General features: G+C 39.1%; 10 protein-coding genes. 7 read left to right on the forward strand and 3 right to left on the reverse strand.

Annotated elements, in window-relative coordinates; genetic code table 11:
- The first annotated feature begins 98 nt into the window (after window positions 1-98).
- Window positions 99-1,082, forward strand: coding sequence for a biotin--[acetyl-CoA-carboxylase] ligase (locus L6W14_RS06860; RefSeq protein ID WP_131519677.1), 984 nt, complete (start codon window positions 99-101; stop codon window positions 1,080-1,082).
- A gap of 607 nt (window positions 1,083-1,689) precedes the next feature.
- Here L6W14_RS06860 and L6W14_RS06865 read toward each other — a convergent pair.
- Genes L6W14_RS06865 through L6W14_RS06875 form a run of 3 tightly spaced genes read right to left on the reverse strand, consistent with a single transcriptional unit; the run spans window position 1,690 to window position 3,445 of the window.
- Window positions 1,690-2,526, reverse strand: coding sequence for a DUF4097 family beta strand repeat-containing protein (locus L6W14_RS06865; RefSeq protein ID WP_131519678.1), 837 nt, complete (start codon window positions 2,524-2,526; stop codon window positions 1,690-1,692).
- Window positions 2,527-3,132, reverse strand: coding sequence for a DUF1700 domain-containing protein (locus tag L6W14_RS06870; protein WP_131519679.1), 606 nt, complete (start codon window positions 3,130-3,132; stop codon window positions 2,527-2,529).
- The gene (locus tag L6W14_RS06875; protein WP_131519680.1) at window positions 3,125-3,445 is read right to left on the reverse strand and encodes a PadR family transcriptional regulator; all 321 of its coding nucleotides are present in this window, start codon (window positions 3,443-3,445) and stop codon (window positions 3,125-3,127) included. The genes L6W14_RS06870 and L6W14_RS06875 overlap by 8 nt, the downstream gene beginning before the upstream one ends.
- A 427-nt stretch (window positions 3,446-3,872) precedes the next feature.
- On the opposite strand from L6W14_RS06875, the gene panB reads away from it, so the two are divergent.
- From panB to L6W14_RS06905, 6 genes are all read left to right on the forward strand, one after another.
- The gene (gene panB, locus L6W14_RS06880; RefSeq protein ID WP_131519681.1) at window positions 3,873-4,709 is read left to right on the forward strand and encodes a 3-methyl-2-oxobutanoate hydroxymethyltransferase; all 837 of its coding nucleotides are present in this window, start codon (window positions 3,873-3,875) and stop codon (window positions 4,707-4,709) included.
- Entirely contained in the window at window positions 4,709-5,563 is an 855-nt protein-coding gene (gene panC / locus L6W14_RS06885; RefSeq protein ID WP_054550960.1) for a pantoate--beta-alanine ligase, read from the forward strand. Before panB ends, panC begins: the two co-directional genes overlap by 1 nt.
- 1 nt (window position 5,564) lies before the next feature.
- The gene (panD, locus tag L6W14_RS06890) at window positions 5,565-5,948 is read left to right on the forward strand and encodes an aspartate 1-decarboxylase (protein ID WP_009370842.1); all 384 of its coding nucleotides are present in this window, start codon (window positions 5,565-5,567) and stop codon (window positions 5,946-5,948) included.
- Window positions 5,949-6,176: 228 nt separating this feature from the next.
- The gene (locus tag L6W14_RS06895) at window positions 6,177-8,309 is read left to right on the forward strand and encodes a 5'-nucleotidase C-terminal domain-containing protein (RefSeq protein WP_237900069.1); all 2,133 of its coding nucleotides are present in this window, start codon (window positions 6,177-6,179) and stop codon (window positions 8,307-8,309) included.
- A 178-nt stretch (window positions 8,310-8,487) separates the two neighbouring features.
- Entirely contained in the window at window positions 8,488-11,259 is a 2,772-nt protein-coding gene (dinG, locus tag L6W14_RS06900; protein WP_237900070.1) for an ATP-dependent DNA helicase DinG, read from the forward strand.
- 700 nt (window positions 11,260-11,959) lie between these two features.
- Window positions 11,960-12,727, forward strand: coding sequence for an isocitrate lyase/PEP mutase family protein (locus L6W14_RS06905; RefSeq protein ID WP_237900073.1), 768 nt, complete (start codon window positions 11,960-11,962; stop codon window positions 12,725-12,727).
- Window positions 12,728-12,729 lie beyond the last annotated feature (2 nt).

A 12,729-nucleotide genomic window follows, 5' to 3' on the forward strand; every position in this document is an offset into this window, starting at 1 on the left:
TTCCTATCGTTGGTGGTCATTTACGTTAATTTACAGTATGATTAAGACAAAATAAGTTACATAACAAGAGTACAGTTAACTAAAGGATTGATGTGAAGATGACAATTTCCATGAAGGACGAAATTTTAAAAAGAATATTGGCTGCTGATGGAGAAGCGGTTTCAGGTCAGGAATTAGCAGATTCTCTTGGTGTCTCAAGAACCGCTGTTTGGAAGCATATGCAAACATTACAAGAGGAAGGGTATACATTTGATACAATTAAGAAAAAGGGGTATGTATTGACAGGTGTACCAAATAGCTTGAGCCCCACACAGATTAAGCTTTTTTTAAAGACAGAGCATTTTGGACGTGAGATCCATTATTACGATGTAGTTGATTCAACACAAACAATTGCGCATAAGCTTGCACAGGAAGGAGCTCCACACGGTACAATTATTATTGGTGAGGAGCAAACAGCGGGGCGTGGTCGTATGGCTCGTCCTTGGGAGTCTGCACATGGGACAGGTATTTGGATGACCGTTATCGTTCGGCCAGATGTTACGCCCCAACAGGCCTCATCCTATACACTTGTGGTGGCAGTAGCTGTCACAATGGCCATTAAAACCTTATATAAAGATGTAGAGCCAGCGATTAAATGGCCCAATGATTTATTGATTAATGGCAAAAAATGTACGGGGATTTTAACCGAGATGCAAGCAGAGGCGGATCTTGTGCAAGCTTTACTTGTTGGAATTGGCATAAATGCGAACCAAGCAGCAGCTGACTTTTCACCTGATATTGCGGATATTGCCACTTCATTACGATTAGAAGCTGGGGAAGAAATCAATCGTGCAGCACTTGTGGCCTCTATCTTACACTATTTAGAACAATTTACAGAACTATACGTTAAAGAAGGTTTTGCGAGTCTAAAGACACTATGGCAGCAAATGTCTTGTACAATTGGTCAACGTATAGAGGTAACGACGATACGCGAACGTTTTGAAGGGGTTGCCAGTGGCATTACAGACGATGGTGTTCTGCAACTGACACAGGACGATGGAACGGTTCGAACGATCTATGCGGGAGATATCAAAATATTATAAAAAAGAAGCTGCAAGTAATGTCCTGTACTTGCAGCTTCTCATGTTGTTGCAAAAAGATGATGTCAACGGTAGAAAAAGCAACTTTGCAAGGTGAGGGGTTGATTTCCGTTCCGCCAGCATCCTTTCCAGGGGGCGTCCGATGAGCCGCTTCACTCACTTACGTTCGCTCCAGGGTCTCATCTGTGACGCTAAATTCCCTAGGAGTGACGCTGGCTCCACTCCAATCAACCAATCTGCAAAAGTGTCTTTGCTTTATCTTTCATACTGGCCGTAGCGAACAAAATAATCCATTATTTGTATTATTAGAGAATCGATAGACTCTTATTTTCAATGTGGGGAAGTCATGCGTAACAGCACCTCTTCATAAAGAGTCGTGAACACCTTCACTTTATTTGAAAACCTTTGCTAAAAGGTAACACTTTTGTAGGTTGAAGTGGAAGGCTACTTGACTCCCGTGGGATCGGCGCTCGCCCACAGGAAAGCAAGTAGCCTGCAACGGAAACCATTTTCACCTTTCACAAAAATTCTATTAATGGTTTTGTTTTTCAACAATATGAGAAGCTGCAAGTAATGTCCTATACTTGCAGCTTCTTTTACTGTCTATTCTTTATTTTAGTGACACATCTATATCACCATGTGATAAGGAAACATTCAGTTGGTGCTCATCCTTCGTTACCTGAGTCACGGTGCCACTTTGTTCTTCATCATTAATGGTCACATCACCGAAGTCTGTTTTGAGAGCATAGCCTACATCACTTTGTTTGTTTTGTAAGTGAAGCGTTGTATCGCCAAAACTAGAGGTAATGGTTGTTTGCCCATTTAATGTGCCATCTATATCGATATCTCCATGCTCGCTCTCAATAGTGAAGCCGTTACTAGTAAGTTGCTGAAGCGTCAAATCACCAAAGGACTGCCTAATCTCTGTTTTGTCACCCGTCGTGCTGTTGAAAGTAATATCCCCATAATCCTGGATGAGATTAAGCTGCTGATACTGGAGCCCATGAATGGCTGTATCGCCAAACTTACTTTCTATCACAATCGCCTCTATTTTTGTATCTTTTGGGACATAGAGTTTGATTGAAGGGGAAGAGAGGTTACCGAAGCCAAATTGAAAACCATCCTTTTTCTTTGCCATTGTTTCAATGGTTAAAGTTCCGTTATCAATATGATATGTTACATCTTCTTGCTCAAGGACCATTGTGTCTAATTTATAGTCACTATCACTTGCAACAATCTCCACATCTCCATAATCATTTACGATATTAATACTTGTGAATGCATCTAAAGCATAAGACTGACTTACTAATTTAGTATTACTTGGGACATAGAGACCCTCTGAATCTTTTAGAATCAGCCAGCGCCCCCCTGAAAAATAGCCAATCAATGCGAGTAGAATGCCTAATGCAATCATTGTCATGGCAATAAGGGTATTTTTTGACGTCATTTAGAAGTCCCCCTTTTTACGTTTCTTTGTCATTTTGTGAAATAGTCGGCCGAGTGTTTCAACAGAGACAACAACGGTTTTCTTGATAACACGAGCAACAACTGGGAACAGTAGGACTCCCAAACCCGTGACGATTAACCCGACACCCATAAAGAGCAGTGCGGTCGGCCAATGCTCTGTTAAAATTAAGAAACCTGAAATGATCGCCACAACGCCACCAGCAAATATACTAATAACAGTTGCGACAATAGCAAAGATTAAGCTGATAATGACTGCGCCAAATGAAAAAATGAGTGCAATGGCTGTTGCAAGTAATGGCAATGAAAGGGGCGCAGATAGTATAGCTAGAATAATGAGCCAAATGGCAGACATATTCTTTTTTGTTGATTTTGCCGAGGAGGTTTCTAAATCCTTTAATGCGAAATCAGCTAATATTTGTGAAGCGACATGTGAAGGAGAGCCAAGTTGTGAAATGACCTGATGCTCATTTTCCTCTCCAGCTTCCTCAAAGTATTCTTCATAATAGGCAAGCGCAGCGTCTAACTCATGCGCAGGAAGCCGACGTAATTTTCCTCGTAGCTGTTTCAAATAGCTTGCTCTATCCATCTAAATTCCCTCCTAAAAGTACACAATCAACCTTTTCCTTATACATTTTCCATTCTTTTAATAGCTCTAATAATCGTATACGTCCTTGCTCTGTAATTTGATAATAGCGTCTATTTCTACCTTGATAAGGCTGATCGTACGTTGTTAAGTAATGCGCTTTTTGTAAGCGGCGTAATACAGGATACAGTGTAGACTCTGAAATCTCCATGACTGATTGTACCTGCTGTGTTAAAGAATAACCGTAGGCGTCCTCTTTCTCAACAATAGCCAGTACACAAGCATCAAGTAAAGCTGAACCAAGCTGAAATGTCATCTTTTCACCTCACATGTAATACCTATACTTCATTTTATATTATATGGCATATAGTATGTGGATAGTATATGACGTATAACATTGATTGTCAATTCTAAAAGAAAATTTTTTCCAATGTTGTTAGACGAAGATATTGTAAGAAAATAATATTTGAAGATTAATAGGAAAATCTGTTATAGTATGTGCGAAGGGCAGTATCCATTGTGAACGGCACCTTCAAAAACGCAATAGACTATACTATCAAATATCTGCCTTGATCTTTTAGACAGGGACGGAAGAAAACGATACGTTCAAATATAGCTTTCATTTTGTAAGCTATTGCCTCTTTCAGGGGTCTTTTTATCATTGAACGACACACTACCCTTCTGTCTGTTTTCGGCCAGAAGGGTTTTTCTGTTTTCTTCCTTTAAAAAAGGAGGACTACAAAATGAAAACGACAACAGATTTTTTAAAGATGAAAGCAGCAGGCGAGAAAATCGTGATGGTGACGGCCTATGATTATCCAGCTGCTAAATTCGCGGAAGAAGCTGGCGTTGAGATGATACTAGTCGGGGATTCACTTGGAATGGTCGTGCTTGGCTATGATTCTACAATGCCTGTAACTGTAGCGGATATGGTTCATCATGCAAAAGCAGTAAGACGAGGGGCAAAGGATACGTTTATAGTCGTTGATATGCCCTTTGGTTCTTATCATGGCGATGTCAATGAGACACTCAAAACAGCCATTGGGATGATGCAACAAACAGGAGCAGATGCTGTAAAGGTTGAGGGGGCAGGTGAAGTTATACCTGTCATTCGTAAATTAACGTCAGCTGGTATTCCAGTAGTAGCTCACTTAGGGTTGTTGCCTCAATCAGCGGGAGTGCTTGGTGGTTATAAGGTACAAGGAAAAACAGCTGAACAGGCTGCTACACTGCTTGAAGAAGCAAAACAATGCGAAGCGGCTGGAGCATGTGCAGTCGTGTTGGAATGTATCCCTCATCAGCTGACAGAAATTGTTTCAGCTAGTCTTGTTATTCCAACCATTGGCATAGGCGCTGGTATTGAGGCTGATGGACAAGTGCTGGTGTATCATGACATGCTAAGCTACGGTTCGCACCATGTACCGAAATTTGTTCAACAATTTGCTGATATGGGCAAAGAAGCAAGCGCGGGGATGATGGGTTACGTAGAAGCAGTGAAAGCGGGTACTTTCCCAGCTCCAAAGCATTTCTTCACAATGAAAGAGGAAGCATTAGATCAGCTATATGGAGGCGTTAAATGATGAAAGTCATCACGACCATACAGGCATTAGCCACAGAAATTCAAGCAGCTAAGCATGCTCAAAAAACGATTGGACTTGTTCCGACAATGGGCTATTTACATGAAGGTCATTTAACATTAGCACAAACAGCTCGTGTAGAAAATGATGTCGTTGTGATGAGTATATTTGTCAACCCAACACAATTTGGGCCAAATGAGGATTTTGAAAGTTATCCTCGTGATTTGCCTAGAGATACTGCATTAGCTGAATCTGTGGGCGTTGATATTGTGTTCGCACCAAGTGTGGAAGAAATGTATCCTCAAGATGGAGGGATTCGTCTACATGCAGGTGAGCAGGCTACCATTCTTTGTGGTGCAAGTCGTCCTGGTCATTTTGATGGTGTTTTACAGGTTGTCTCTAAATTATTTCATTTAACACTGCCAACAAGAGCTTATTTCGGTCAAAAAGATGCACAGCAGGTTGCGATTATTGCGACAATGGTACGTGATTTTAATTTCCCTTTAGAAATGCGTGTTGTCCCAATTGTACGCGAGGAGGACGGTTTAGCGAAATCTTCTCGTAATGTCTATTTAAGTGAGTCAGAGCGACAAGAGGCTCCGGCGATCAATGAAGCATTACAGTTGGCTCGCGATAGCTTTTTGGCGAATGGTGATGCTGATAAAGCACTTGCAAAAGCAAAAGCTCATATTCATGCAAGAACACATGGCCGCATTGATTATATTGAATTATTAACATATCCAGATTTAACACCAGTGACAACTGCAACTCAGCAAGTTCTGTTGGCAGCAGCTGTTTATATAGGTAAAACACGTTTAATCGATAATTGTATTTTTACTGTGAAAGAGGGACTATAGTATGTTACGTATGATGATGAATAGTAAAATCCACCGTGCAACAGTGACACAGGCAGATTTAAACTATGTAGGCTCCATAACAATAGATGAAGATATTTTAGATGCAGTAGGTATGCTGGCAAACGAAAAAGTACATGTTGTTAATAACAATAATGGCGCTCGTTTTGAAACATATATTATAGCTGGTGAACGAGGATCAGGTGTCATTTGTGTTAATGGCGCAGCAGCAAGACTTGTGCAGCGTGGTGATATTGTCATTATTATTTCCTATGTGTATGTGGATAATCATGAGGCAAAAGATCATCAACCAACTGTAGCCATCATGGGAGAGGGCAATACAATTAAGGAAATGATCGCACACGAGCCAGAAGCAACTGTGATGTGAATTCAGTAATAGTATCAATTAATACTAGAGAGGAGGATGGCAAAGTATAGCCTATCCTCCTTTTTTGCGATTACGTTTATACCAAAAGTTACTGGCAAAAATTTGCTTTTATTACTATTAAACTAGTTAACATAATTATAATTTTACAAATGTTCTAGTATTTTGCGTCATATTTATGTAGAATTTAGTTGTTAGTACATCATTTTACTAGTGGAGGTATCATTTGTCATGGAAAATAAACGTAACAAATTTTTAACAGTAACTGCAGCAGCATTGGCTGTAACAGCGGTAGCGGTAGTACCAGCATCAGCAGCAAGTCCTTTTTCGGATGTAAAGGAAAGTCATGCAGATTTTGAAGGCATTTCTACACTTTATGCAGCAGGGATTATTAGTGGTTACCCAGATGGTACATTCAAACCAGATACAAATGTCACACGTGGACAAGCGGCAAAAATGATTGCAGGCGCATTAAAATTGGATACAAAAGAAGTAGAGGATCCAAAATTTACGGATATTAGTGCATCAAATCCTTATTATGGCTCAATTGCAGCCCTTGTAGGATTAAATGTCATTACAGGCTATGGAGATAATACTTTCCGTCCAAACCAAACAATTACTCATGGTGATTTAGCAAAAATTTTAGCATCTATTCCAACATTACCAGAGCTAGAAAGTGCAAAAAATCATGAGGCTAGTGAAAAAGTTACACGTGGACAACTGGCAACATTCATTGCAGAGGCTCTAACAAAATCAAACCCAGAAACTCCAGAGACTCCTGAAACACCAGAAGATGCATTCTCATTATCGATTTTACATGTGAATGATACACATGCTCGTGCAAATGAATTACCTAAATTGGCGACAGCTGTAAAAGAACAAAGGGAAGCAAAGAAAAATGTTTTAACATTACATGCTGGCGATGCATTCAATGGTACATTATATTTCAATGAATTCCATGGACAAGCAGATCTAGCGCTATTAAATGAAATTGGCTTTGATGCAATGGTATTTGGTAACCATGAATTTGATTTAGGTGCCTCTCCTGAAGGTCATCAAGCATTAGCGGATTTTGTTAAAGGGGCTAAATTCCCATTTGTAGATGCTAATACTGATTTCTCAGCAGATGCTAAATTCACAGGCTTATTTACTGATTTAATTTCAAGTGAACCTGAGAATGGTAAAATTTATTCTGGTATTGTAAAAGAAATTGATGGAGAAAAAGTAGGTATTTTCGGCTTAACGACTGAGGAAACGGCTGATATTGCTTCTCCTGATAAAGTAACATTTACAAATTATATAGAGGAAGCGAAAAAAGCAGTGGCAGCCTTTGAAGGAATGGGTGTCAACAAAATTATCGCTTTAACACATATTGGCTACAATGATAATCCGAATGTTGATAATGATATTTTACTTGCTAAAAATGTACCAGGCATTGATGTCATTGTTGGCGCACATGATCATACAAAATTAGACGAACCATTCGTTGTTGATACAAATACAGTAGGTGAAGCAAAGGATGCTACATTAATTGTACAGGCCAATGAGTATGTAAAATACTTAGGTACGCTTGATGTAACATTTGATGGAGATGGTGTAGTTACTGAATATGGTGGCGAATTAATCGACCTTGGTAAGGTAGCTGAAGACGAAACATTAGTGAAATTACTAGCACCTTATAAAGCAAAAGTAGATGAAGTGAACAACAAAGAAATTGGTGTAACATTAAAAGAAGCTTTAGCTAACCCACGTGCAAGTGAAACAAGTCTTGAAAGTGTGCGTAGTAATGAAACAGCCCTAGGTAATATCATTACAGACGGTATGCTAGCAAAGGCACAAAAATATACTGATAAAACGGTTGTAATGGCATTACAAAATGGCGGTGGTATTCGAGAAGCAATTCCAGCTGGGAATATTACAGTTGGTCAAGTAATTACAGTATTACCATTCGGTAATACATTAGCATTAATGGATACAACAGGTGCTGAGCTAAAAGCAGCATTTGAAGTGTCCTTGAAAAATGCACCTAAAGAAAATGGTGGCTTCTTACACATTGCTGGAGCGAAATTACAATATGATTCGTCAAAAGAAGTAGGCTCACGTGTTGTATCTATCGAATATTTAGATAAAGCAACAGGTAAATATGTTGCTATTGAAGATGGTAAAACTTACACAGTAGCTACAAATGCCTATACTGCTAAAGGTGGAGATGGCCTAGATATGTTTGCTAAAGCATATGAAGAAGGTCGTGTTACAGATTTAGGCTTATCTGATTGGGAAAACCTTCAAGAGCAATTACTATCACTTAAAGAAGTGAAAACAACAACAGAGGGTCGTATTGTTGATGTAGCAAAAAAACAATAAGCTTAACGTTGTTTGAGTAAGCACTCCATAATGATTCCACAACGCAACCTTAGGGGATTTCTCCAAGGTTGCGTTTTTTGTATGGATGCGGTGATTCAACAAAGAGGAGAAAGGATGCCGCAGAGCCAATAATATGATAAAATTCAACTTATCTAATGTGAACTGTGAGTTGAGATGTATGATGGAAAGTCAAAAATATGCAATTGTAGATTTGGAGACAACTGGTCATTCACCAGCCAATGGGGACCGAATGATTCAAATTGCCATTGTTATTATGAAGGATTGGGAAATTGAGCATACCTATACGAAGTTCATAAATCCGGGGAAAGCTATTCCAACTTTCATTCAAGATTTAACGCATATAACGAATGAGGATGTAAAGGATGCCTTCCCATTTGAAGCGCATGCGGATTACATATATGAGCTACTTGCTGACTGTGTATTTGTTGCACATAATGCAGATTTTGACTTATCCTTTTTACAAGCAGAGTTTAAACGTGCTGGACTACCGAAATGGCAAGGTAAAAAAATGGATACGGTGGAGCTAGCTAAAATTTTGTTCCCTATGTCCCTTGGTTTTAAGCTAGGGGATTTAGCGGCCGATTTAAATATTGAGTTAGCAAATGCACATCGAGCGGATGACGATGCTCGCGCGACAGCAGAGCTATTCAAGCATTGCTGGAAGGAGCTACTAAGTTTACCACAGCTTACACTTGAACAGATGCATAAGCGTTCCTTTCGCTTAAAATCAAATATTTCTCAGCTTTTTTTTGAGGCGTTGCAAATTAAGCGCCAGCATACGACGGGCCGCGAAAAAGTACACTATTACCGTAATTTTGCGATTGGCAATGGCCGAAATAAGCATGAGCATGTGACAGAAACCATTGCCTACCCTCAATCAGTAGATGAGAAAATAACTTTAATGTCAAAGGCACTGCCAAATTTTGAGGAACGTCCTGCACAATTTGACATGATGGACACGATTTGGCGGACATTACATGAACAACAGGAGTGCGTGATTGAAGCTTCTACAGGTATTGGTAAAACTGCTGGCTATTTACTTCCAGCCATCTTATTTGCCCGTGCTGTTAATAAAAAGATTGCCATCAGTACGTATACTTCCTATTTACAAGAACAGCTTGTAGAAGAAGAGCTACCAAAGATCGAAAAAATCCTTGGGACAAAGGTGAATTTGTGTGTGCTGAAGGGAATGCAGCATTATATTGATCTCGATCGCTTTGAGCAATGTATGGCATATGCTGATGAATCCTATGATGATACATTTACTATCTTACAAATACTTGTGTGGTTGACCAAAACAGAGACTGGTGTGTTGAGCGAGCTCAATGTTTCTGGTGGCGGACAACTGTTTTTAGAGAAAATCCGAAAAATACCGAATGACAAGCCTTCAAAGGGCTTTGATTTCTATGAGCAAGCTTTAAAGAACAGTGCAGTTGCTGACTGTATTGTAACGAATCACGCCATGGTTTTAAGTGATTTAGTGCGTCAAACACCACTCTTTACAGAAATAGATGGCTGGATTATTGACGAGGCGCATCAATTTATTCAGGCTGCAATGCAGCAGGATGAAGTAGTCTTCTCCTATACACAATGGAAGTATATTTTTGGACAAATTGGTACGATGGAAGACACGGCTTTATTTCAACAGTTTTGCCAGGCAGCGAAGAAAAAACAGCGAGTAGCCATGCAAAATTTACAGCATCTTGATGCACAATTTATTCGTTTGCAACGGACATTTGATGAAACAATTCAGAGAACTATTCAAAAATTGCAACAGCAAACGAAAGGGAAACAAGCAGGTAGTAAATGCACCTTGTTTTTAGAGGATGTTTCATTTGCGAAAGAAACGTTTGCACAAGTAAGCAAACTAACCCAGCAATGGCTGGATCTCGCTACTAGCATTACGCAGTCCTTCGAAAATGCGATTGAGCAGCTAGATAAAAACGATCAATATGTATTATCTGAATGGCAATATTGGATTCGAGAAGTGAAGATAAAAATAGCTGAATGGGACGATATTTTTCTGTCACCACAGGAAGGCAATTCGGTTTGGTTAGAATTTGATGTACGAAGTGTCCCTGGCAGTCTCCATGTCTTTAAGAAGCCTGTCAATGTAACGCCGATAATTGAACAAGTATTAGCACCATTACGTCAGCAAGCAAGTATTGTTTGGACATCTGGCACATTAACGGTACCAGGCAATGAGCGCTTTGTTACACGCCAGCTAGGCATTTCTGATAATGTTGAAGTCTTGAAACTACAAGCTCCGCCAGCCTATTATGCTGGGGCTAAGGCATTTATCGTCACTGATATGCCAGATATTCAGCATGTCAGCCAAGAAGAATACATTGAGGCTGTTGCCCATGCAATTACGCGGACTGTTCGAATGACAGAAGGGCGTTGCTTTGTACTCTTTACAGCACAGGATATGCTACGAAAAACAGTCGAGCTTATCCAAGATAGTGAACTATTAGATGATTACATGCTATTTGCACAAGGTGTTACAGGTGGTAGCCGTATGCGCATTCTAAAATCCTTCCAAAAATTTAGTCATGCCGTACTATTTGGTACAAACAGTTTTTGGGAGGGGGTAGATGTTCCAGGAGATGCACTTGCCTCTGTTATTGTCGTACGATTACCATTTTCTTCACCAGAAGAGCCTGTTTTTAAGGCGAGGGCAAAGCATCTAACTACTCAAGGCCGCAATTCCTTTACGGAGCTTTCCTTACCAGAAGCGATCATGAGGTTTAAGCAAGGCTTTGGTCGATTAATACGTTCTTCGCAGGATAAAGGAGCTTTTATTGTCCTAGACCGACGAATTACTAGTAAGTCATATGGGAAAGAGTTTATTAAGGCATTACCACCTATCGATGTAAAGAAATTGCAGCTACCCGAATTGTTAAAGGAACTAAATCATTGGCAAAAATAGCAGAAACCCCTTTTAGCATTGCTAGAAGGGGTTTTTACGTATTGTTGAAGCCATTAAAGAATAGCAATGTTATCTTACTAGTATGATTCTCGTTGCTTGTTTTTAGTTTGCTCATCAAAAAGATTAGCATTACGAACGATTTCTGTAATATAGTTCATAGTGATTGCCGTTGCTTGTTTGGCATCATAACTTTTGCGATTATTCAATAGGTTTGTAAACATACCTTGGCATTAATTAAATGTATATATTTACCTTATTGTAGCTAATTTAAACTTATTATAGCATAACAATTTTAATTATCTTCTTTCATTATAATACGATTGATTACTAGCGACAAAAGAATGTTCATGGACATCACTCAATATATCTTCGATGGAGACCATTTTGGAATTAAATGCTGTCCTAACACAAGAGGATCTAGCAGCTTATCTGTTGGGCTATTGCGCTAACAGGGGGGATGAGAGCGAACATAACTAGGATAATAAGTGTGAATAAATTTATTCTTCTGACTATTGTATTTTCCATGTAAGGGTCATAGCTCCTATTCTATAGTTACTAGATTATATGTAAACAATTGAACAGCCTATTATAAGCTATTTGCTAAAACATTATTATAGACCATAACAGCAAGATTGAGGACGCAATAAAAGGATAGTTCCTGATAATATAAGGTCTAACAAACCGTATGGAGGCTTATATTATGTCAAAAATTCAGCAATTCTATGATTTACATTTTTCACAAGAGCTATTATTTATTGGGAATACTTGGGATGTTATATCAGCATTAACATTAGAAAAGGCAGGCTTTCAAGCAATCGGTACAACAAGCTGGGGAATCGCGAACTCACTTGGCTATACGGACGGTGAACAAATCGATTTTCAACGACATCTAACAATTATTCAATCCATTACAGAGCAAGTCAAGATACCCGTATCAGCAGATATAGAAGCGGGGTATGGTCATGATGAACAAAGTATTATCGACAATGTTTTGAGAACGGCAGATGTGGGAGTAGCAGGGATTAACATTGAAGATTCCCTTAAACATCAAACAGGCTTAAGGAGCATAATTGAACACTGTTATTTATTAACAAACATGAGGAAAGAATTAGATAATCATGGCTATAAAGATTTCTTTATTAATGCTCGAACAGATACGTATTTTCAATTAGAGCAACCATTTGAAGAAACAATAACAAGAGCAAAAGCTTATATTGAGAGCGGAGCAAGTGGTATATTTATCCCAGGCTTAACAGATGCCAATGAAATCAGCGCGATGACTCGTAATATAAATGCGCCCATTAATCTTCTTTCTTTACCTAATTTAACGAATGTCAAGCTACTAAAAGAATTAGGGGTGAAACGCTTTAGCTTTGGAAATGCACTTTCAGATAAAATAATTGCGCATTTAACACAGTATGCTACACAATTATTAAAAGACCAAGATTCTTCTGCGTTATATATATAGTC

The organism is Lysinibacillus sp. ACHW1.5, assembly GCF_022014815.1.
Lineage (GTDB): Bacteria > Bacillota > Bacilli > Bacillales_A > Planococcaceae > Lysinibacillus > Lysinibacillus capsici.

Excerpts from the sequence above, each read along its gene's own strand:
- L6W14_RS06860 (WP_131519677.1), top strand. The coding sequence starts at position 99 with ATGACAATTTCCATGAAGGACGAAATTTTAAAAAGAATATTGGCTGCT.
- L6W14_RS06865 (WP_131519678.1), bottom strand. The coding sequence starts at position 2,526 with ATGACGTCAAAAAATACCCTTATTGCCATGACAATGATTGCATTAGGC.
- L6W14_RS06870 (WP_131519679.1), bottom strand. The coding sequence starts at position 3,132 with ATGGATAGAGCAAGCTATTTGAAACAGCTACGAGGAAAATTACGTCGG.
- L6W14_RS06875 (WP_131519680.1), bottom strand. The coding sequence starts at position 3,445 with ATGACATTTCAGCTTGGTTCAGCTTTACTTGATGCTTGTGTACTGGCT.
- panB (WP_131519681.1), top strand. The coding sequence starts at position 3,873 with ATGAAAACGACAACAGATTTTTTAAAGATGAAAGCAGCAGGCGAGAAA.
- panC (WP_054550960.1), top strand. The coding sequence starts at position 4,709 with ATGAAAGTCATCACGACCATACAGGCATTAGCCACAGAAATTCAAGCA.
- panD (WP_009370842.1), top strand. The coding sequence starts at position 5,565 with ATGTTACGTATGATGATGAATAGTAAAATCCACCGTGCAACAGTGACA.
- L6W14_RS06895 (WP_237900069.1), top strand. The coding sequence starts at position 6,177 with ATGGAAAATAAACGTAACAAATTTTTAACAGTAACTGCAGCAGCATTG.
- dinG (WP_237900070.1), top strand. The coding sequence starts at position 8,488 with ATGATGGAAAGTCAAAAATATGCAATTGTAGATTTGGAGACAACTGGT.
- L6W14_RS06905 (WP_237900073.1), top strand. The coding sequence starts at position 11,960 with ATGTCAAAAATTCAGCAATTCTATGATTTACATTTTTCACAAGAGCTA.